18 protein-coding genes are annotated in these 21,697 nt (G+C 65.5%); 11 read left to right on the top strand and 7 right to left on the bottom strand.

Translation table 11 applies throughout. The features are described from left to right. Both CFB17_RS16130 and CFB17_RS16125 read left to right on the top strand, forming a co-directional pair. Positions 1-819, top strand: coding sequence for a glycosyltransferase (locus CFB17_RS16130; RefSeq protein ID WP_088562611.1), 819 nt, complete (start codon positions 1-3; stop codon positions 817-819). Further along, positions 804-1,712, top strand: coding sequence for an NAD-dependent epimerase/dehydratase family protein (locus CFB17_RS16125; protein WP_088562610.1), 909 nt, complete (start codon positions 804-806; stop codon positions 1,710-1,712). The genes CFB17_RS16130 and CFB17_RS16125 overlap by 16 nt, the downstream gene beginning before the upstream one ends. Before the next feature lie 177 nt (positions 1,713-1,889). Here the strand turns inward: CFB17_RS16125 and CFB17_RS16120 are convergent, their stop codons facing one another. After that, entirely contained in the window at positions 1,890-2,570 is a 681-nt protein-coding gene (locus CFB17_RS16120) for a DJ-1/PfpI family protein (protein ID WP_088562609.1), read from the bottom strand. Between the two features lie 55 nt (positions 2,571-2,625). Here CFB17_RS16120 and CFB17_RS16115 point away from each other — a divergent pair, with 55 nt between their 5' ends. From CFB17_RS16115 to CFB17_RS16105, 3 genes are read left to right on the top strand one after another with little or no spacing between them, the layout of a single operon-like run. Beyond that, positions 2,626-3,678 (top strand): GlxA family transcriptional regulator, encoded by a 1,053-nt coding sequence (locus CFB17_RS16115; RefSeq protein ID WP_088562608.1) that lies wholly within the window; start codon positions 2,626-2,628, stop codon positions 3,676-3,678. Then, entirely contained in the window at positions 3,675-5,384 is a 1,710-nt protein-coding gene (gene ggt, locus CFB17_RS16110; protein ID WP_088562607.1) for a gamma-glutamyltransferase, read from the top strand. The genes CFB17_RS16115 and ggt overlap by 4 nt, the downstream gene beginning before the upstream one ends. Next, positions 5,381-6,346 carry a phosphoglycerate dehydrogenase gene (locus tag CFB17_RS16105; RefSeq protein WP_088562606.1) on the top strand — a complete coding sequence of 322 codons (966 nt, stop codon included), beginning with the start codon at positions 5,381-5,383 and terminating at the stop codon, positions 6,344-6,346. Before ggt ends, CFB17_RS16105 begins: the two co-directional genes overlap by 4 nt. Before the next feature lie 24 nt (positions 6,347-6,370). Here CFB17_RS16105 and CFB17_RS16100 read toward each other — a convergent pair whose 3' ends face one another. The 4 genes from CFB17_RS16100 to CFB17_RS16085 all read right to left on the bottom strand — a co-directional run bounded on the left by CFB17_RS16100 (position 6,371) and on the right by CFB17_RS16085 (position 11,801). Further along, positions 6,371-7,576: a mandelate racemase/muconate lactonizing enzyme family protein gene (locus CFB17_RS16100; protein WP_088562605.1), complete on the bottom strand. Its 1,206-nt coding sequence runs from the start codon at positions 7,574-7,576 to the stop codon at positions 6,371-6,373. Between the two features lie 115 nt (positions 7,577-7,691). Next, the gene (locus tag CFB17_RS19295) at positions 7,692-8,915 is read right to left on the bottom strand and encodes a mandelate racemase/muconate lactonizing enzyme family protein (RefSeq protein ID WP_165769656.1); all 1,224 of its coding nucleotides are present in this window, start codon (positions 8,913-8,915) and stop codon (positions 7,692-7,694) included. Next, on the bottom strand, positions 8,912-10,309 hold the full coding sequence (locus CFB17_RS16090; protein WP_133063938.1) for an MFS transporter: 1,398 nt from the start codon (positions 10,307-10,309) through the stop codon (positions 8,912-8,914). Before CFB17_RS16090 ends, CFB17_RS19295 begins: the two co-directional genes overlap by 4 nt. A 115-nt stretch (positions 10,310-10,424) precedes the next feature. Beyond that, a complete protein-coding gene (locus CFB17_RS16085; protein WP_088562603.1) occupies positions 10,425-11,801 on the bottom strand; it encodes an MFS transporter in 1,377 nt (458 codons plus the stop codon). A 152-nt stretch (positions 11,802-11,953) separates the two neighbouring features. Between CFB17_RS16085 and CFB17_RS16080 the strand changes: the two genes are divergently transcribed. From CFB17_RS16080 to CFB17_RS16060, 5 genes are all read left to right on the top strand, one after another. Next, a complete protein-coding gene (locus CFB17_RS16080) occupies positions 11,954-12,661 on the top strand; it encodes a FadR/GntR family transcriptional regulator (RefSeq protein WP_088562602.1) in 708 nt (235 codons plus the stop codon). 61 nt (positions 12,662-12,722) lie between these two features. Beyond that, entirely contained in the window at positions 12,723-13,712 is a 990-nt protein-coding gene (locus tag CFB17_RS16075; RefSeq protein ID WP_088562601.1) for a dihydrodipicolinate synthase family protein, read from the top strand. Positions 13,713-14,079: 367 nt separating this feature from the next. Beyond that, entirely contained in the window at positions 14,080-15,483 is a 1,404-nt protein-coding gene (locus tag CFB17_RS16070; RefSeq protein WP_088562600.1) for an MFS transporter, read from the top strand. 21 nt (positions 15,484-15,504) lie between these two features. Continuing rightward, positions 15,505-16,569 carry an aldo/keto reductase gene (locus tag CFB17_RS16065; protein ID WP_088562599.1) on the top strand — a complete coding sequence of 355 codons (1,065 nt, stop codon included), beginning with the start codon at positions 15,505-15,507 and terminating at the stop codon, positions 16,567-16,569. Positions 16,570-16,588: 19 nt separating this feature from the next. After that, positions 16,589-17,809, top strand: coding sequence for an MFS transporter (locus tag CFB17_RS16060; protein WP_207762136.1), 1,221 nt, complete (start codon positions 16,589-16,591; stop codon positions 17,807-17,809). A gap of 307 nt (positions 17,810-18,116) precedes the next feature. Here the strand turns inward: CFB17_RS16060 and CFB17_RS16055 are convergent, their stop codons facing one another. Beyond that, positions 18,117-20,441 (bottom strand): tetratricopeptide repeat protein, encoded by a 2,325-nt coding sequence (locus CFB17_RS16055; RefSeq protein WP_133063937.1) that lies wholly within the window; start codon positions 20,439-20,441, stop codon positions 18,117-18,119. Between the two features lie 321 nt (positions 20,442-20,762). Here CFB17_RS16055 and CFB17_RS16050 point away from each other — a divergent pair, with 321 nt between their 5' ends. After that, entirely contained in the window at positions 20,763-21,197 is a 435-nt protein-coding gene (locus CFB17_RS16050) for a hypothetical protein (RefSeq protein WP_133063936.1), read from the top strand. A gap of 318 nt (positions 21,198-21,515) precedes the next feature. Here CFB17_RS16050 and CFB17_RS19290 read toward each other — a convergent pair. Beyond that, on the bottom strand, positions 21,516-21,697 hold a 182-nt coding region (locus tag CFB17_RS19290), incomplete at its 5' end, for a hypothetical protein (RefSeq protein WP_165769655.1).

The raw sequence follows: 21,697 nt of genomic DNA, 5'->3' as shown, positions 1-21,697 counted from the left end.
ATGTGCGAAGTCTATGCGACGCTGGTGACCAATGCCGATTATGCGAGGGGCGCGCGCGCCCTGGCCCGCTCGCTTCGGCAGGCTGGAGCCACGCGCCCGCTTCTGGTGCTGGCAACGGAGTCTGTCCCCGATCTCGAGCCGTTGCTGCGCGAGGGCTGCTTGGTCGAGAGGGTGCGCCAGCCGGCCGTCTCCGCAGACTTCAGGGCCCGCCATGCCAGGCCCTCCTTGCACGCGGCCGCCCCCTTCAGCAAAGGCGAGAAGCCGCTCTTCCACGATCCATTGGACAATTTCTGCAAGCTCTCCCTCTGGCGGCTGGAACGCTATCAAAAGATCGTCTTCATCGATGCGGACGCGCTCGTGCTGCGCAATGTCGACCGGCTGTTTGCCTATCCGGCCTTTGTCGGGGCCCCGAACATTTACGAGCAACTGAGTGATGTCGGGCGACTGAACTCAGGCGTCTTCGTCATGCGGCCGAACCCGCGCGAGTACGATCACATGCTGGCCACCCTGGATGCGCCCGGAGCCTTCTGGCGACGGACCGACCAAACCTTCCTCGAGGCCTGGTATCCGGACTGGCACGGGCTGCCCTATACGTTCAACGTCTTGCAGTATGTCTTCTTCAACCTGCCCCAACTCTGGCACTGGCCGGCTTTGAAGATCCTTCACTACCAGTATGAGAAGCCCTGGGCGGCGTCGCATCCCAAGCGGCATCTCCTAGGTCCCCTGATCGATCTCTGGCAGCGGCTGGATGGCGGCGGCAGCCTGCCGGCTGACCTGCCCACACCTTTCGGCGGTGAAGCGGCGTGCGCGTCGCGCTGACCGGGGCCACGGGCCTGGTCGGGCAATATATTGCCCGGGAGTTGCAGGGCCAGGGGCACGATCTCGTCCTCCTGCTCCGTCCAGGCGCGCGGGTGGCTCCCTTGCCGCGACCCGCCCTCATTGTCGAAGGCGATCTTGGCGCCACGCCGCCCAGGACTTTTCTCCATGGCACCGACGCCCTTGTGCATGCGGCCTTCCAGCATGAACCCGGTCGCTATCGTGGCGGGCAGGGCCAGGATCTCACGGGCTTTCTTAGGACCAATCTTATGGGGAGCCTCGCTTTGCTGGAGGCCGCACGTAGGGAAGGGGTAGGGCGCGCCATCCTGCTCTCCAGCCGGGCGGTCTATGGCCAAAGGTCATGGGCCGGCCGGCTCGACGAACGGCATCCGGCATGGCCCGAGACCCATTATGGCGCCCTGAAGCTGGCGCTGGAGGGCTTCGCGCGGGCGTTCGCGAGGGAAGATGGCTGGCCCGTGACCGTGCTCCGTCCGACCGGGGTCTACGGCATCGCCGAGCCGTTCGAGCGCACCAAATGGCTGGGGCTCGTCAAGGCGGCCATCGCCGGTGATGTCGTGCCCGTGGGGCGGGCCAGCGAGGTACACGCAGCGGACGTGGCGCGGGCGGTCGCTCTCCTGCTCGAGCAGCCGACGGCGTGTGTGGGGGGCCAGTGTTTCAACTGCAGCGACCGCATGGTCTCCACGCGGGAGATTGTGGCGATCGTCCAGTCCATGACCGGTGCGCGCGGCCCGCTGCCGGGCGAGCAGGTGGACGACGCCTTCATCGAGATGGACAGCGGCAGGCTGACGGCGCTGGGCCTGCGTTTTGGCGGCCTGCCGCGCCTCGAGGCCACGCTTAAGGAGATATGCGGCCGGCTGGGGGTCCTTGCCGCCTGAGACGGCCTTCGACCAGGCTCAGCTTCTCGACGGGAGACGTGCCGGCGGCCGAAGTCGAGCAAGCGGCAGAGAAGCCCGTGTGCGGTATCAGCATTCAGGACGTCGCCCTCCACCGCTCCATGTCCTTCAAGGTGGTAAAAAGGGCACCTTGAAGGAGCAAGCGTCCGTAATCGAGGCTTAGCGAGGGGCGCCAAGGCGAGAGATGATGGCTTCGCGTGCCAGCCGGACGGCCTTGCCGCGCTCGCGCACGCGGGCCAGGACGGCGGGCGGCGCGCTCGTGGGATGGCCGGCGCCGAAGGGTGGGGCTGGCGCATATTCCAGCGCCAGTTGCACAGCCTCGGCCGTTGCCTGGTCGAAGATCTCGGCCACGACGGTAAGCGCCATGTCGATACCGGCCGTGACGCCGCCGCCGGTGAAGAACTTGCCGTCGCGCACGACCCGCGCCGCCGTCGGTCTGGCGCCGAAGGCGGCCAGCAGGTCGTGGCTGGCCCAATGCGTGGTCGCCTGTCGACCGGTAAGCAGTCCGGCGGCCCCCAGGACCAGCGAGCCCGTGCAGACCGAGGTGACGAAGCGGGCGGTCTCGGCCTGCGCGCGAAGGAAAGTGAGTATTGACTGGTCGTCCAGGAGGGCGTTGACGCCGACGCCGCCCGGCACGCAGATCACATCATACGGCAACGCTGACGCCAGCGTCTGGTCGGGAGCGAGGATCAGGCCGCTCGCACTTCGCAGGGGCTGCGTCGACTTGCCGACGAGTTCGACCGAAAGGCCGGGTGTTGAGGCGAATACCTCGAAGGGGCCTGTCAGATCGAGTTGCTGAACATCGGGGAACACCAGAATTCCCACGCGTTGATCCGCCATTGTCGCCCTCCTTCAGCTTGACGGCCTTATTCTAGCGACGCACGCTGCGGCCGATATGTCAGAATGCCTGCAAATCCGGCCAACCTTCGGCGGACCTCACCCCGTCGACATCCTGGCGTTCGCCGATGCCCAGCTGCTGGACATTGCCGGGCCGCTCCAGGTCTTTGCCAGCGCCAACGATCTTCTGCGCGCCGCCGGTCGCCCGTCCGCTTACGCGACGCGGGTGCTGGCGAGGGAAGCGCCGCTGGTGACCACTTCATCCGGTCTGGCGCTGGCGGCATCGCCCTTGGCCGGTGTTAGGGAATCTCAAGGCAGCCTGATCGTCAGCGGCGGGCGGGGCGTGCATGCGGCAGCCGACGATCCGGCCCTGCTGAACTGGCTGCGCGGCCGTGTCGGCGGCGGTCGGATCTGCTCGGTCTGTACCGGTGCCTTCCTGCTCGCGGCGGCGGGTATCCTCGATGGGCGCCGCGCGGTCACGCACTGGAAACATGTCGAGCGCCTGGCCCGGAGCTACCCGGCGATCCGGGTCGAGGCCGATCCCCTTTTCATCGAGGATGGCGACGTCTGGACCTCTGCTGGTGTCACGGCCGGGATCGACCTCGCTCTGGCGCTGGTCGAGCGGGACCAGGGCGCGACACTGGCCCTGGCGGTGGCCCGCAGTCTGGTCGTCTTCCTGAAGCGCCCGGGCGGCCAGGCCCAGTTCAGCCAGACCCTCTCGATGCAGACTAGGGCGGATGGCTTTGCCGACCTGCATGCCTGGGTCGAGGGGCATCTCGATGAGGATTTGAGCGTGGCGAGGCTGGCGCGGCGGGCGGCCATGAGCGAGCGCAGCTTTCGCCGGCATTATGCCGAGGCCACCGGTACGACGCCCGCCCGGATGGTGGAGCGCCTGCGCGTCGAGGCGGCGCGTATCCTCCTGGATGGCAGCGGCGTGTCGCTTAAAGAGATGGCACGGCGCCTGGGGTTTGGCGGCGAGGAAAAGTTGCGCCGGAGTTTCCAGCGGCAGCTCGGTGTCACACCCAGCGATTATCGTCAGCGCTTTGCCGCCTCTGCTTTCAATGGGGGGGATGGCGTCCCGGCGCGGACCAAGAATAGGAGGCTTGCATGAGTGTTGGCTTGAGTGCGAAGGACTGGCGATCTTCCTCGCCGGTCGAGTTCGTCTGCGAGAAGCGTCCGGCCATGGCGGCGGGCGGCATGGTCGTCACCAATCATCCGCTGGCCAGCGCTGCCGGTGCTGAGATCCTGCTCGCCGGCGGCAATGCCGTCGACGCCAGCGTCGCCGCCATGTTCGTGCTTAGCGTCGTCGAGCCCATGATGGTGGGCATCGTCGGCGGCGGCGTGGCTCATCTACGCCTTGCCGAGGGCAGCCACCATATCGTGGACGCACTCAGCACGGCTCCCCTTGCGGCGACGCCGGACAGCTTCACGCCGCTGGCCGATCATGGGCCGGACTATATGCAGGTCGAAGGCCAGCGGAATTCGCTGGGGGCGGCGTCCGTTGCGACGCCCGGCAATCTCAAGGGCTGGTGCGAGATGGCGGCGCGCTACGGCACGTTGCCCCTGGCCGACCTTGTCGATCCGGCGATCAGGGTGGCGAGGCGCGGCTTTCGCATCAGCCCCTACCTCGCGGGGGCCATCCGCGAGGCGGCGCGCGAGCTGGCATTGGATCCGGCGATCGCCGCACTCCTCCTGCCGGGGGGCAAGCCGCTCTCGGCCGGCGATCGCCTTGTCATGGGCGATCTTGGCGAAAGCCTGAAGCTGATTGCCAGCATGGGACCGGGTGCCCTCCACGGCGGCCCGCTCGGCGACGCGCTGGTTGAGGCGATCCAGGCCAAGGGCGGCCTGTTGCGGCGCCAGGATCTCTTGACCTATCGCACGGTGGCGCGGCAGCCCATCACCGGCAGCTATCGCGGGTTTAAGATCATCGGCCCGCCGCCTCCAGCTTCCTCGGGCGTGCATATCGTCCAGATGCTCAATGTCCTGGAGCAGTTTGACGTGGCCGCGATGGGCTTTGGCACGCCGGCCGGGCTCGAACTCCTGATCCAGGTGATGCAACTGGCCTTCGCTGATCGCCGCACCTTCTCGGGCGATCCCGATTTCGTCGACGTGCCGGTCGAGCGCCTGACCGGCAAGACCTATGCCCGCGAATGCGCCCAGAAGCTCCGCAACCTACCGGCATCGGCGCCAAGCCTTAAGGAATCGCGCGACACGACGCATCTGACCATTGCCGACAAGGATGGCAACGTCGTCGCCGCGACGCACACGATCAATAGCCTCTTCGGCGCGCGCTTCGTCGTACCCGGGACCGGCATCATTCCCAACAACTACATGAGCAATTTCGATCCGCATCCGGGCAAGGCCCTCTCGATTGCACCCGGCAAGCGCGTGCCCACCTCAATGGCGCCCATGATGGTGCTGAAGGACGACAGGTTGCATCTGGCCCTGGGCCTGCCGGGCGGTACGCGGATCTTTACCTCCGCCCTGCAGGCGATCCTCAATATTCTCGACCATGGCATGACGCCGCAAGATGCCGTCGAGGCGCCAAGGGTATGGACGGAGGGCTCGGAGGTCGAGATCGAGCGCGGCTTCGAATGCAGTGCCGGCCCCCTTCGAGCGGTGGGCCACGATGTGCGGGTGATGCCGCATGTGGGCGGTGGGATGAATCTCGTCAGCCTCGCGGCGGATGGCATGATGACCGGGGCTGCCTGCTGGCGCGCCGATGGCACGGCCATCGGCATCGGCGGCGGCCAAGCTCGGCCGGGCGTGCGCTTCTGGCCGGACCGCGCGCCGGCCGAGGCGGATGATGGCGAATGAGTTGGCGGATCGTCGTCCTCGATCCCTTGTCCGAGTCGCGTCTTTTGACCATGCGGCGTCTGCTGCCGGCGGGTTTCGAGCTCGCGGCCGCGAGCTCGCCGGCGCCGGAAGACCAGGCCCGGGCCATCGCCCATGCCGATTTCGCCATCGCGGGCGACATGCCGCTCACGGCCGATCTCCTGGCGCAGGCTCCCCGACTGCGGGCCGTGCATAAATGGGGCGTGGGCGTCGATAATTTCGACCTCGAGGCCGCTGCAAGGCGGAGCATCCGCGTCCTTCGCACGACGGGCAGCAATGCGGGCCCGGTGGCGGAGACGGCACTGGGCCTCATGCTGGCTCTACTGCGCCAGATCTCGGCCGGCGATCGTGGCATGCGGGCGGGACACTGGGCCAAGGCCGATCTCGCCCCGCGCAGTTTCACGCTGGGCAGCCGGACGGTGGGACTGGTGGGGCTGGGAGCGATCGGCGGCCGGCTTGCCACGCTCCTCCAGGGCTTTGGTTGCCGTCTTCTCTATGCCAAGCCCAAGCCGTTGCCGGAGGCCCGGGCCGAGGCCTTGCACCTCACGCATGTACCGCTCGAGACGCTTTTGGCGACAAGCGACATCATCTCGCTGCATTGTCCGCTGACGCCGGCAACCCGACGCCTCATCGACGCTGCCGCCCTGTCCCGCGTGAAAGAGGGTGCCCTCCTGATCAACACGGCCAGGGGCGATCTCGTCGACGAGGCGGCCCTGCTGGCGGCCCTGGTCGAGGGCCGGCTGGGTGGCGCCGGCCTCGATGTGTTCAGCGAGGAGCCTTTGCCCAGCCTCCATCCGCTAGCGAGCGCACCCAACGTGATCCTGACGCCGCATATCGGCGCGTCGGCCGTGGACAATCTCGTTCCCACGCTGGAACGCATGTTCCGTAACCTCGCCTGCGTGGCTGAAGGCCGCGCGGTCGATCCCGGGGATGTGGTGATCTAGCGAGCGATGCCAGGCCGTCTGGCGCTAGAGGCTGGCTTTGTCCGTCATCCTGGATGAATAATCGCTGCGCTTGTGCAGGTCGGGGAGCAAGCTGAGGCCGATCCCAGGCGCGTCCGGCACGGTGATTCGTCCCTTGGCCAAAGGCGGCAGACCCGTCACCACGTCCGAATACCAGCCATAATAGAACGCGCGCACGACTTCCTGGATGAAGCAGTTCCTGGCGTTAAGGGCCAGATGCGTCGAGGCCGTGAGGACGACCGGGCCCGTGCAGTCATGGAAGGCGACCGGCAGATGGTAGGCCTGAGCCGAGGCCGCGATCGCCTTGGCCTCGGTGATTCCGCCGCACCAGGACATGTCCATGATCAGGAGGCCGAGCGACTTCATTTCCAGCAGGGTGCGGAAATCGCTGCGCATGCCGCGCGTCTCGCCGACACCGATGGGACAGCGCGTGGCCGCCGCCACGTCGGCGATCTCGGCCATGTTGTCCATGACGACGGGATCTTCGACCCATAGCGGGTTGATGGGTTCTAGCGCGCGGGCGATGCGGATCGCCATGGGCTTGTTCCACATCGAGTGGAGTTCCGCCATGACCTCCATCTTGTCGCCGACGGCGTGGCGGATCTTCTCGAACGGCACGAGCGCCTTCTTCAATTCGTCGAGCGAGATGTATTGGCCCTGCGTTGCTTCGGCGGCATAGTCGAACGGCCAGATCTTCATGGCCGAGATGCCCATCTCCAACAAGCTGGCGGCCAACTCGTCCGCCCGTTCGAGGAAGGCTGAGAGATCGTCATACTTGCCCTCATCCTTGCCGATGCCGAAATTCTGCGTGCCCTTCAGGTTGTTATTGCGGGTGTAGGAGTAGCCGGCGCAGGTGTTATAGACCTTGATGTCGTTTCTGACGCGGCCACCCAGGACATCGCATAGGGGCAGATCGACGGATTTGCCCAGAATGTCCCAGAGGGCGGTGTCGACGGCCGAGCGGGCCCGGGTTTCCGCGCCGCTGCCGGCAAAGCCCAGATAGCCCGTGAAGTGGAGCTGGTGATGCTCGATCTGCCGCGGGTCCTTGCCGATGAGGTAGGGTGCCAGCACATCATGGACGTGGGCCTCGGTCGCGGCCGGATGGAAATAAGTCTCGCCCAGGCCGGTGATCCCCTGGTCGGTGTGAACGACGACCCAAAGGATATTGGGAAATCCGCCTAGTCTGACGGTTTCGACGCCGGTGATTTTCATTGTGCTTGTCTGTCCTTTAGGGCGTGTCGCTAGCGATGCCTGCTTTGGGATTGCGATCGGCCAGTCGGACACGCCGGGAACGAAGGGTGCTGCTATGCCGCCCTTCCTCTGGCTCTCAGGGAGCCGTCGAATCGATCGAGCCCCAGAGGCGGTCGTCGTCGCGGGCGGCAAGCTCACGCGCGACCTTCTCGTTCAGATTGTGGCCGAGGCCGGGGCGATCGGACGGTACGACGGCGCCGTCCTTCCACAAGATCGGCTCGTCGAGCAGATCGGCATGCACGCCCTCGAACTTGCCCAGCCCCTCGCAGATGAGGAAATTGGGGCTGGCCAATGCCAGTTGGATGGAGGCGGCAGCGACCAGGGGACCGCCATAGACGTGCGGTGCGATCTGGATGTAGCTGGCTTCCGCCATGGCGGCGATCTTCTTGGCTTCCCAAAGGCCGCCCACCTGGCTGACATCCAGATTAAAGATCGCTGCCGCCTCTTCCTTGATCAGCCGCGCGAACTCCCACTTCGTCGACAGCCGCTCGCCCGTCGTGATCGGGATCGTCGTGCCCCGGGCAACCTTTGCCATCTCGCTGGCAAGTTCGGGGGGCACCGGCTCTTCCAGCCAGAGCGGATCGAAGCGTTCGAGGCGCCGGGCCACGCGGATCGCCGAGCTGGCGGTCATCTGGCCGTGCGTGCCGATGATGATGTCGGCACGGCTGCCGACGCGCTTGCGGATACCGCCGATCGTGGCCTCGGTGAGATCGAGGGCTTCCAGCGACCATTGAAGCGGTACCACCTGGTTCTGGTGCTGCGTGCTGCCGGTAAGGAGCGGGAAGGGATCGAGCTTGAGGGCGGTGAAGCCCTGCTCGACCAGTTCGCCCGCCCGCTCCGCGACCAAGTCCGGGTTGAGCCAGAAGTCGAAGCCAAGGGCCGCCTTGGACGGTGGCGCGCTGATATAGGTATAGGTGCGCACGTTCGGCCGGAAGCGGCCGCCAAGCAGCGCGTGGGCCGGCCGATCGAGCTCCTTGCCCAGGGCATCGACGCAGGCCATCTCGATGCCGCTATAGATGGCGGTCTTCAAAAGATCGCCGTTGTGGCTGTAGAAGCTGTTGTAATATTTGTGGAAGAGATATTCGAGATTGGCGACGTCCTGGCCGACGAAGAAGTCCTGGCCGACCTCCTCGATGATACGCGCGAGCGTGCGGGGCCGCAGGCAGGATTGCACGGCCAGGATCTCGCCATAGCCCCTGATGCCCTTGTCCGTGTCCAAGCCGACGAAGAGCCAGACAGGACCGCCGATATAGGGCGTGGGATTGGTGACGGGAAAGGCTTCGATGCCGGTGATGATCACGGGGTCTGGTTCCCTTGCGTTGACGACGATGAACCGAGGCTGGCGCCGTTTCGCGGCAGCCCTGGATGGGTTTCGGGGCCGATGATGAGGGCCGCCGAGGTGACGATGCACATCGCGACCATGAAGGTGGCGACCGGCCAGTAGCCGCCAGCCGCGCTTGCGGTGATTGCCGTCGCGATGATGGAGGCGGGGCCGCCCAGGACGGCGGCCGTGATCTCGCGCGCTGTCGTGAAGCCGGTGACGCGAAGTCTGGGCGCGAACAGCTCGGAGAAATAAGAGGCCTGGGCCGCGAACATGGCCTGATAGGCCACCGCCAGCATGATGGCCATGGCCGGCACGATCTGCCAGGCTTGGCCGCTGTGCAGCATGGCGAAGAAGGGCCAGACGAAGAAGCCCATGAAGATCGCGCCGCCCATATAGACCGGCTTGCGTCCGACCTTGTCGCTGAGCGCGCCAAAAAGTGGGATCGAGATCAGCGAGAGCGCTTGGCCGACCTGGATGCCGATCAGGCCCACGCCTTGTGCACTTGTCGTCCAGGCCGCGAGGTAGGAAAGGATCCAGACCTGGAAGACATTGACGCTGGTGATCTCGGCAAAGCGGGCGCCGAAGGCAACAAAGAGATTGCGCCGCGCATCCTTGCTGGCGAACACCTCGCGCACGGGTGCCGCGGCCAGCATCGCCTCTTCCTTGAGCTGTTCGAAGACAGGTGATTCCTGGACCCGCAGTCGCACATAGCTGCCGATGGCCACCACAAGCAGGCTGAGTAGGAAGGGAAGGCGCCAGCCCCAAGCCATGAAGGCATCCTCGGGCATCAGGCGAAAGAGACTGAAGAGGGCTGCGGAGAGCAGGATGCCGGCGGAGACGCCGATGCCTGGCAGGCTGGCAAAGAAGCCGCGCCGTTCGCCAGGCGCGTGTTCGGTGGTCAATGCGACCGCGCTCGCATATTCCCCGCCGGCGGCAAAGCCCTGCAGGAGGCGACAAAGGCAAAGGATAAGGGGCGCCCAGAGCCCGATCGAGGCATAGGTGGGCAAGAGGCCGACGATGGCGGTCGCACCGCCCATCAGCAACATGGTGATGAGGAGGACCTTCTTACGGCCCAGCCGATCGCCCATGCCTCCAAAGAACAGGCCGCCGATGGGGCGGGCGATGAAGCCCAGGGCCAGGGTGCTGAAGGAGGCGATGACGCCCGTCGTCGGATCCAGCGACGTGAAGAAGAGCTGGCTGAAAATCAGGGCGCTGGCGGTGCCATAGAGGTAGAAGTCATACCATTCGAGAATACTGCCAAGTATCGAGGACAGGATGACCCGCCGCAGGCCGGCCTGTTCCTCGGCGGTGCGCGCCCGGGCCGGCGCCATGCCTCTTTGGGTGAGTGCGCCGGTTCCGGCCGCGCTCAAGGCATGTCTCCTGCGGTCCGAAAGACGGCGCGCGAGGCGGTGGCAGTCACTTCCAGCCGCCGCAGGACATTAATGCGTCCCTTGATGGTCATCTGGTTTACCCTGATTGCCGTTCTCAGGCGCGGGACGGCCGCTCGGGTCGCGATTCCGTCGTCTCCAGCGTGTGCGGCCGCAGCGTGTGCGCGGGGATGGCCAGGATGAAGATGACCGTCAGCAGGAGCGAGGCGCCGAGCACGTAGGTGCCGCTGCTGTAGGAGCCGGTCCAGGCATGCATGTACCCGGTGATAAGCGAGCCGGTGACACCGGACAGGCTGCCCAGGCAATTGATGAGCGCGATGCCGGCTGCGGCGGCCGAGCCCGAGAGGATAGCACCCGGGAATGTCCAAAAGACCGGCATAAGGCCAAGGACGCCGGAGGCGGCACAGGCAAGGAAGACGATCGAGAGCGGCAGATTGTTGGCAAAGATGGCGCTCAGGATCAGGCCGATAGCCCCAATCAGGGCCGGGATCGCCGCATGCCAGCGCCGTTCGCCGGTCCGCGCCGAGTGGGCGGCGTTCACGACCATGACGACGCAGGCGCATGCATAGGGGATGGCGGCCAGCAGGCCGATATGGAAGGAGCTCTCGATGCCGCCGGCCTTGATGATCGTCGGCAACCAGAACGAGAGGCCGTAGAAGCCCGTATTATAGGTGAAGATGATGCCAACCATCAGCCAGACCCGGTAGTCGCGGAGCGCGGCGCCAAAGGAATGGTTCTTGTGGCGATCGTCGCGTTTGAGGTTGGCCTCGATAATTTGGCGTTCGTCGGCATTTAGCCATTTCGCCTTGGCGGGCTTGTCGTCCAGGAGCAGGAACATGACGACACCCAGGATGATCGCCGGCAGGCCCTCCAGGCCCAGCATCCAGCGCCAGCCATTCATGCCCCAAAAGCCGTGCGTCGAATCCATGAGCCACCCCGAGAGTGGTGCGCCGATGACGAGGCTGAGCGGCAACGCCAGCAGGAATCCCGACATGACCTTGCTTTGCCGGTCCGAAGGCAGCCATTGATTGAAATAGAAGATGACGCCGGGAAAGAAGCCCGCCTCACAAGCCCCGAGCAGGAAGCGAAGCGTGTAGAACATCGTGCTGTTCTGCACGTCAAACAGGGTGGCCAGGGGCTCGATATACATCATGGCGATGACGATCAGGCCCCAACTTACCATGATCCGCGCGATCCAGGCCCGGGCGCCGAACCGTTCCAGGAGCAGGTTGCTTGGCACCTCTAGGATCACGTAGCCCCAGAAGAAGATGCTGGCCCCGATCGCGTAGACCGTGTCGCTGAGACCGAGATCGCCCAGCATCTCAAGCTTGGCAAAGCCAACGTTTACCCGATCCAGATAGGCCACGATGTAGCCAAGGAGGAGCAGCGGCACGATGCGCCAGAGCACCTTCTGGTAAACGGCAGTGGCCGGGTCCTCGTCGGCCTTCGCGAGAGGCAAAAGCGTTGCTGCCATCGACGTCTCCCTGATCTACTTGGTCAGCATTAGGTCTGCTGTTAGACGTAGGTTGTCAGACATCAGCGTTCGGTGCAATATCATTGTGGATCCGAACGGAATAGCTACGGTCAGTGCAGTCGCCTCACAGAGCCGAACGGAGAACTCAGACGATGCAGCTCCAGCCCTTGCCCCCGCGCGGCAGCCTCGTCGATCAGGTGGTGAGCAAACTCACCGCGCAGATCCGCGATGGGACGGTCAAGCCTGGCGGTCGCCTGCCGGGCGAGGTTGAGATTGCGCGTCAGTTGCGCGTCAGCCGTTCGGTAGTGCGCGAGGCCCTGACGATTCTGCGCGCCGAAGAACTGATTGAGAGCCGGCGCGGCCAAGGCGTCTTCGTCAACGAGCAGGGCACGGCCGGTGTGCTCAGGCTGAAGATCCCCGATTTGTCGGAGATTAAGCAGGTGCAGGACATGCTGGAACTGCGTGCCGGCCTCGAGGCACAGGCGGCTCAGCTCGCAGCCGCGCGACGCAGCGAGGAGGACGTGGCGCTGCTCGAGGAGGCGCTGACCAGCATGATCGTGGCCGGCGAGGCGGGCCTGCCGGGCGTGGAGGAAGATCTCTATTTTCACCAGCTCGTGGCAGCCGCCTCCAAGAACGCCTCGATCATCGAGGTGCTGAATTTCCTTGGTGGCTCACTGCGTCGCTCGATCGGGCGCAGCCGGGCTAACGATGCGCTCCGTATCGAGTTCCTCTTGGAAGCGCGCGAGGAACATATGGCGATTGTGCGTGCCATCGCGCAGGGCGATGGCGAAATGGCGGGGCTGAAGATGCGCTGGCATATGGAACGTTCGTGGCGGCGGCTGAAAAAGGGCCTCTGCTAGGCTACGGGGTCGGTCGACCCTGGTAACGGCGATGGCAAAATAACGAAGGGCAGCGACATTCATGACCAATCCCGATCAAACCGACCGCCTCTGGGTTCCGGCCCTTTGCCATTACCGCCGCGACGGCGGCCGCGTCGCCCTCGATAGTCAGCGCACGGCCGCGCATCTGCGCGCGATGCAGCCAGCCGTGCGCCAATTCCTGCTGGCGGGCTCGACCGGCGATGGCTGGGAAATGGCGATGGACGAACTCGAAGCCCTGCTGCGCCTGACCACCGACGCGGCTACCTTTGGCGATACGCGCTTCCTGGTCGGCATCCTGCGGCCGACGACCGAGGAAGTAGTCGAACGCGCGCGGCAGGTGGAGCGGCTGCTGGAGGGGCTCAAGGGCCGTGCTGGCCAGTTCGTCGGCTTTGCCGTCTGCCCGCCGATCGATGCCAAGGCCAGCCAGCCGGATATCCGCGCCCATTACGAGGCGGTGCTGGCCGCCACGAGTTGCCCGATCGCCGCTTACCAGCTACCGCAGATTACACATTGTCGCATCGAGGCCGAGACCTTGCGCGAACTGGCCGCCAATCCGCGCCTTGGCATGTTCAAGGACACGAGCGGCGAGGATACGGTTGCCAAGGCCGGTCGTATCCAGGGGGTCACCTTCGTGCGTGGCGCCGAAGGTGGCTACCTGGAGGCGCTTGGTCCCTCCGGGCCTTATGATGGCTGGTTGCTCAGCACCGGCAATGTGTTCGGGCGGCTCCTTCGTACGTTGCTGGATCTGCACGCGCGGGGCGAGGCCCTGACGGCGCAGCGTCTCTCCAATGTCATGAGCGAGCTGGTGGCCGGCCTGTTCGCCGCGGCGGCGGAGTTGCCGTTCGGCAATCCTTTTTCCAACGCCAATCGCGCGGCCGATCATCTGGCGGCCCATGGCGACGCCTGGCGGGACCAGCCGCTGCCACTCACCATCTCCGGTAACGAGCTGCCCACATCCTTGCTGCAGGCGGCCTTCACGCTGCTGGGCCATTTGCCCCGGGCCGGTGGCCAAGGCTATCTCCGGGCTTAGCGGTCGCGCCGGACCAAATTCGGCTTGGATAGGCGGCCAAGGCGCCGGATCTGGGATGACGAGGGCCGTCTCTTGCGACCGGCCGGACCTCAAGGGCGGACGATGCCGAAGGCGCTTGGGACGGCCAGCGCCGCTGGCGGGATGCGCTGGCACGCTCCGGACTAAATTGCCCCGCCGCCCGGGCGGCGGGGAACGTGGCGGCGATGCCGTGACGCGTGGTCAGCCAGGCGGGCGGTATGGACGAGGTCCGTCATGTTCCTGATCTTTCGCTTCCAGCCTTCCTGGCCCGCCGGCAGGTAAAATTCGACGCTGCCTGTTTACGGCCGGGGCGCATGCACGATATTGCGGTGCGGTACATAGGCGGAGGATGAGCTTGCGGGTTTCGAGCGTGTCGGCCGTGGCCCTCCTGGTCGCCAGCACCTTCTTCATGGAAAATCTGGACGCGACCGTCATCGTCACAGCGTTGCCGGCCATGGCGCATTCGTTCGATGTGGGTCCCGTCGATCTCAATGTCGGTATTTCCTCCTATATCCTGACGCTGGCGGTTCTCATCCCGGCCAGCGGCTGGGTCGCCGATCGTTTTGGTGCCCGTCCCGTCTTTTCCGCCGCCATCACGATTTTCACCCTGGCCTCCGTCCTTTGCGGCCTGGCCCCGAACCTCTGGAGCTTCGTGGCAGCCCGTATCCTGCAGGGAGCCGGTGGGGCGATGATGGTACCGGTCGGACGCCTCGTCGTGCTACGCTCGACCGCCAAGCGGGATCTCATGCGAGCCATCGCCACCATAACCTGGCCGGGCCTTGCCGCCCCCGTCCTGGGGCCGCCGCTGGGCGGTTTCATCACGAGCTATACCTCCTGGCGTTGGATCTTTTTCCTCAATCTGCCGCTCGGCATCCTGGCTCTCCTCCTGGCATTCAAGATCGTGCCGGCGACGGTGGGCGATCGCGGCAGGCCCTTCGACCTGCCGGGCTTCTTCCTGACCGGCCTTGCCTGCATGGGTGTCATGGCCGGGGTGGAGATGCTGAGCCATGGCGGCAACACCTCCTGGCTGGCCCCGCTCGTCCTCCTTTGTGGTGCTGCCCTGGTCCTGGCCGCGATCTACCATGCACGGCATCGCCGCCAGCCGCTCCTCGACCTTCGCGCCATGGCGCGGATGAGCTACCGGATGACCATCCTTAGCGGCTCGCTCTTTCGCATCGCGATCGCCGCCATTCCCTTCCTCCTGCCCCTCTTGTTCCAGCTGGGCTATGGGCTCTCGGCCTTTCATGCGGGCCAGCTTCTCCTGGTCGTCTTCGCCGGCAACCTCGCCATGAAACCCATGACGACGCCGCTGCTCAAGCGCTTCTCCTTCAAGCAGGTTCTGGTCGGCAACGGCCTGCTTGTCATCCTGACGACGCTGGGCTGCGCCTTCGTCTCGCCGCTCTCGGCACCCTTGTTGACGATGCTCCTTCTCTTCGTCTCGGGGCTCTGCCGCTCGATGCAGTTCACAGCCCTGAATACGCTGGCCTTCGCCGACGTGCCCGAGGGCGAGATGAGCGGCGCCAACGCGTTCTACAACATGATCCAGCAGATGGGGCTGGGCATGGGGGTCGCGGTCGGCGCCCTCAGCCTGCGGCTGGGCGGCATACTGGCCGGCGGCGATGGCGCAACGCCCACGCTTTTGGATTTCAGGCTGGCCTTCTTCGCCGTGGCGGCCCTGGCCGTCGTGGCGCTCTTCAATGTCAGGGACCTGCACCCGGCCGCCGGCGATGCCGTGCGGCCGGGTGCGAGGTAACGCAAGGATCGGAGAACGACCATGGAATATCGCCAGCTCGGTAGATCGGGCCTCCTCGTCTCCACGCTTTGCCTCGGGACCATGACCTTTGGCGGCAAGGGCGCCTTTGCCGCCACCGGCTCCACGGATGTAGCCGGCGCCCGCCGGCAGGTCGACATGTGCCTCGAGGCCGGGATCAATCTGTTCGATACGGCCGATGTCTATTCGGCCGGCCTGTCGGAGGAGATCGTCGGCGAGGCCATTGCCGGTCGCCGGCAGCAGCTGTTGATCGCCACCAAGGCGCGGTTTCGCATGAGCGAGGGACCGAACGGCACGGGGCTCTCGCGCCTGCATCTGATCGAGGCCTGCAATGCCAGCCTGAAGCGGCTGAAGATCGAGCATATCGATCTCTATCAGCTCCATCAGTGGGACGGGCTGACGCCGCTCGAGGAGACGTTCGAGGCGCTGGACACGCTGGTGCGTCAGGGGAAGGTCCGTTATGTGGGCGTGTCCAATTTCTCGGCCTGGCACGTCATGAAGGCGCTCAAGGTGGCCGATGAGAACCGCTTCATCCGTCCGGTCGCCCAGCAGATCCACTACACGCTCCAGGCACGCGAAGCGGAACAGGAGCTGGTCCCCTTGTCGCTCGACCAGGGCCTGGGACTCCTGGTCTGGAGCCCGCTCGCGGGCGGTCTGCTCTCGGGCAAGCATCGTCGCGGCAAGCCGACGCCCGAGGGGACCCGCCAGCTCGCGAACTGGAGCGAGCCGCCGGTGCACGACCAGGAAAGGCTCTTCGACATCGTCGAGATCCTGGTCGAGATCGGCCAGAAGCGGGGAGTTTCCGCCGCCCAGGTCGCCCTCGCATGGTTGCTGACCCGACCGGCGGTGGCTTCCCTGGTGATCGGCGCGCGCACTGAGGCCCAACTGGCCGACAACCTGCAGGCTGCTGCGCTCGTTCTCTCGCCGGAGGAGATCGGCCGGCTAGACGAGGTGAGTCGGCCGCCATTGGCCTATCCCTATTGGCATCAGGCAAAGGCCGCCAAGGACAGGCTGTCGCCGGCCGACAAGTCGCTTTTGGGGCCGCATATCGACAAAGCCGGCGTCTGAATTCGAGGGATTGCAGCTGATGGCAGACGCTCAACCGATCGCAGGCGGGCGGCCCGTTCTTGACGATCCGGCGGAACGCGGACCCTCCGCGCTCATGACCTTCGTCTTCGCGCTTGCCTGCGGGGCGATGGTCGCCAACATCTATTACGCCCAGCCTCTGATCGAGTTGATCGGCCCTGAGCTCGGTCTACACGCGGCACTGGCCGGCCTCGTCGTCACCGTCACCCAGCTTGGTTATGGGGCCGGCCTTGTCTTCCTGGTGTCGCTGGCTGATCTTGTCGAAAATCGCCGGCTGATCCTGGTCATCGTCGGCGGTGCCATCGTGGGCTCGCTCATCGTGGCGTTCTCCTCCAATGCCTGGATTTTCTTTGCGGGCTCCTTCATGGTCGGGTTCTGTTCGGTCGGCGCGCAGATCCTGGTCCCGCTCGCCTCGCATCTGACGCCGCCCAGCCAGCGCGGTCGCGTCATCGGCAACGTGATGGCGGGCCTGTTGACCGGGATCATGCTGGCAAGGCCATTCTCCAGCTCCGTCGCGGCCTTGGTCGGCTGGCGGGGTATCTTCGTCGTCTCGGCCCTCATCATGCTGGGCTTGGCCCTGATTCTCATGCGGATGCTGCCGACGCGACGGCCGCAGGCGGGCATGCATTATGGCCAGATCCTCCTCTCGCTTGTGCGCCTCTTCCTCACGCTGCCTGAGCTGCGGCGGCGCACAGCCTATCAGGGCCTGATGTTCGCCGGCTTCAATCTCTTCTGGACGGCAGTGCCCCTTGTCCTTTCGCATTCGCTAGGCTTTGGCCAGCGCGGTATTGCGCTCTTCGCGCTGGCCGGTGCCGGCGGCGCGCTCATGGCACCCATAGCCGGGCGCCTCGCCGATCGAGGCTATACCAGGCCTGCGGTCGGCATCGCCATGGCGACGCTCGCCGCCGCCTTCGGCCTGGCCGGCTGGGCGGGGCTGAGCGGTGCCATCCTGGCACTCGCCTTCGCGGCCGTCGTTCTCGACGCCGCTGTGCAGACCAACCAGATCCTGAGCCAACGGGCGGTCTATGAGCTGGGCGTGGAGATCAGGGGGCGGCTGAACGCCGTCTACATGATGGTGGTCTTTCTCTGCGGCGCCGTCGGTTCGATGGCGGCCACGCTCTCCTACGAGGCGGGCGGCTGGCCGCTCACGGCAACGATCGGCGTGGGGCTGGGACTGGTGGCGCTGGGCTTCTACGCGACCGAGTTCCGTGCTCGCCGCTGAACGTGCCGGCGCACCGGGTGTTCGAAGCTGCAGCCGCACATTGCCCGTTTGGCGCAAGCAGGCGACGCTGGTTACCGGATAGTCTTGCACGCAAGCTGGAGGGGGGCGTCGCGGCGGCATTTTCTCGCGCCCCCATGCAATGACGGCCGGCCAGCACCCGCAAATGTTGCGATGGCGGCTTTGGCGGATCGCCATCGGCCGCGGCCAAATGCTGCGGAGTGACCACCCCTCTTTGTCGCCGCATGCCGTGACACGGGTTGGCAGGTGCTGAACGGTGGTGGAGCGAGCGCCGGCCAGACCGTCTATTCTAGCCGGGCACGCTGAAATGAGCGGGAGGCAGGCCGGCCTCGTGCCTGGCCTGCATCATCGAGAAGGCCCGCTCGATGGCGGCGGTGAACCTGACTGTATCGAACAAGGGCGAGGCCGAACGGGCGTGTTCAAGGCGCTCCTTCAGCGCCGCGCATCGTGCAGGATCAAGCGCCAGCGCGCGGGCCACCTCCTCGTACGCGGCCAGCGAGTGGGTAACGAGCTCGGGCAGGCCGGCGGCGTGCACGATGCTGCCGCCCGCACGGGCGGCGAAGGTCCGGCCGGCACAGGTCAAAAGCGGCAATCCCGCCCAGAGCGCGTCGCTGGCCGTCGTATGCGCATTGAAGGGCAGCGTGTCGAGGAAGAGATCGGCCAGCCGCATGCGCGCCAGATGGTCGGCCGGTGGCACGCTCGGCGCGAAGACCAGCCGGTTCGCGTCCACGCCCCTGGTCTCAGCCTCGCACCGCATATGGTCTGCGTGGACGGACCCGCCGGCCAGCAGCCAGAGCACGCTGCCCTCGACAGCGCGCAGCAGGCGCATCCAGATGTCGAAGATCGCGGGGTTGATCTTGGTCGACTTGTTGAAGCTGCAAAAGACGAATCCCGTGGGTGGCAGTCCGGCCGCCTTGCGCGTCGGCACGACCCGGCTGATGACCCGATGCCGGTCGTTGGGCTGATAAGAGATCGGCAGATGGACGACCTTCTCACTGAAGAAGCGCCGGTTCGCCTCGGGAATGATGAACGCGTCGGCCAGGATATAATCCAGATAGGGCGCGCCGGTCGTGCCGGGGAAGGCCAGGAAATTGACCTGCAGCGGGGCTGGCCGATGCGCCATGACGCTCCATTCGCTCGCGTGCGTATGCCCCTTGAGGTCGATCGCGATGTCGATCTCATGCGCCCGCATCAAGGAGGCGACCTGGCCCGCCGTCAGGTGCGCCAGGTCGAGAAAATGATCGAAGGCGCCCTCGAGGCGGCGGCGCATCGGCTGATCGCGCTTTTGCCCCTGTGAGATCGCGAAGGTCTCAAAGCGCGCGCGGTCGTGCGACTCGAACACGCCTGCCATGAGATGCGGTGTCACGTGTTCATGGAAGTCATGCCCCACATAAGCGATCCTCAGTCTCTCATGACCGTAGCGTTCACCGCGCCACAGAGCGGGCTGGGCAGGGAAATGGCGGGCGACATAAGCCGATGCCAGCGCCAGCTCGCGCGCTGGATCGCCATTCCAGGTCATCGCATCGAAAGGCAGGACGACGTCCCGAGCGGCATCGAGTCCTGCCTCGAGCCTCGCCACATGGGCGTCATGGTCCTGCCAATTGCCGATCAGCAGTCGGGCATCGAAGAAGAGCCCCTGCGCGAACGGAAAGTCCGGGGCCACCTTGACCAGACGTTCGTAGAGGAAATAGGCGGCCTCGCGCCGCTCAAGCAGCATGAAGAGATTGGCCAGACCGAACAGGATGTCGGGATCGCCGGGCTTGAGCTCCAGGGCCTTCAGATAGGCGGCCGCCGCTTCCTGAAAGCGCTTGAGCGCGTTCAGTGTCACGGCCAGGTTGCGCCACGCCACGGCATAGCCGGGATCAAGCGCCAGAGCGCGCTCGTGCAAGTCCAGTGCCTCCTTAAACCGGCCGAGGCGCCCCAGGATGAAGCCGCGGCTGGTCAGGATGACGGGATGGTCGGGTCGGCAGGCAAGCGCCCGGTCGTAGGAGGCCAGCGCCTCATCGAGGTGCCCGAGATCGCCCAGCACGGCGGCCCGGTTGCACCAGAGACCGCCATCCAGGGGATCGCCGGCCACCGCCTCGTCATGATCGGCCAGGGCTGCCTCGAAACGCCCGAGCTGGCGCAGCACGTTGCCCCGGTTGGAGAGCACCGCCGGCAGGCGCGGTGCGATCGCCAAGGCCCGGTCGTAAGCTGCCAGGGCCTCGGCCTTGAAGCCCGCCGCCACGAGGAGGTCGGCGCGCTTCAGGGTCATGAGGTAATGGTCGGGATCGAGGGCCAGTGCCGCCTCGTAGACGGCAAAGGCACCGGGCAGATCCCCCTGGTCCGTCAAGACCTGGCCCAGGGCCGCATGGGCCTGCAGCGAGGTGGGGTCGAGGGCCAGTGCGCGCCGCAGCACCTCGATACCCTCCAAGGGGCACGCGGCCTGGATCAGGGCGTGGCCTTCCGCCAGCAGTTCCGTCGCGATCGCTGCCCGGGTCGGGCAGGAGGCGGAGGACGCCGCAGACGCCAAGGTCTCGTCTAGCATGACCTTACGGCCGCGCTGGCGCAAGGGATCACGAGCTTCGCCATTCTGTCCTTGTCCCGAGCAGATCTGCGCAAAGGCTAACGACAAGGGATTAACATGGCGTTAGCGCCCGGCCGGGCCTTGAAGCGAGCCTAGGCCAACACCTCCCGCATCGGTGCGCGCGTCAATTTTGCTGCGTTGCGCTAGCACGCGAATAAATCACCCCATCGTTTTGTTAAGCATGATGAGGGTTGAATTGCGGGCGACGGGACGTGGCGCGATCCATCGTGGCGGGGCCCCCTTAAAGTCGCAGCTGACGCGGAGGCTAGTCTTTCGGTTCGCTGGCGACGACGCGGTAACGGGTCGCCCGACTTCACCAGCGCCGTCGAGGCATGGCCCTTCGACGACGCGACGATGGGCCGAACTTACTTGGACCGTCCATCGTTTGATTACAGTGTAAAAATCAAGATAGATGCGGGGAATATAAAAATGGTGAGTTTTACTGGCGTGAGTGCCAATGAAACGATCGCGACGTCGACGGTGTCGGCCACCGTGACGAGTGATGTGGCCGGCGGCAGGCCCAGCGATCTTGTCGATTCGCTGAATGGTACCGGCGGTCCCGGGGCGGATAGGATCCATGGCGGGCCCGCCGATGATCTCATCCGTCTCAATACTGCCGCCAACGACTTGGCGGGCGGTCAACGCACTGAAACGTTTTGTGGTGGTCGAGGCGCCGATTGCTTTGCGTGCAGTCCGTTCAGCGGCATGGACCCGGTAGGCACCTCTGCCAACGGCGTCGACAAGATGAAACTCAGCGGCGCCAGCACCGCCACCGATCCGTGCTTGGTAATACCCATCGCCTAACTCGTCCCCGCCAGCCCGACAGCGCCTTGGACGAACGAACAAGGGGCAGGGCAGCCATGGTTGTAGTCGAGTCTAACCTCTCTCGAATCGTCGAAATGGAGTGAAGATGGTTGAGTTGGTCGTACTGGCCTGCCTTATCGCCAAACCTAGCTATTGCCAGGGGTTCAATATCCCGTTCCAGGCCACAAACATGAACCAGTGCGTTTGGCAGGCGCAGATCCATGCCGCCGAATGGAGCGCCGGTCATCCCGGGTGGTTGATCCGCAAGTTTACCTGCAGGCTACCGTCCGCATGAGGCGAGCCGGGGTTTCTTGATGGCTACCGCCCTTCGGGCTGCTTGAGTCGGGGTCGCGTGGCGCTGCCCATGGGAAAGCTGCCTTTGTAGGTTCGCGACGCGCTGTCGGTCGCCTCGACGATAGCATCGATCTGCACGCCCTGATCCTGCAGCTTTGCCACCTGGCCGCGCAGCCAGCTTAGATAAGCGCGCACGGGGGTCAGGG

Origin of the sequence: Arboricoccus pini (assembly GCF_900187945.1) — a bacterium.
Lineage (GTDB): Bacteria > Pseudomonadota > Alphaproteobacteria > Geminicoccales > Geminicoccaceae > Arboricoccus > Arboricoccus pini.
Note: the sequence above shows the minus strand (reverse complement) of the source record. Positions and strands in the feature narration are given on the sequence as shown.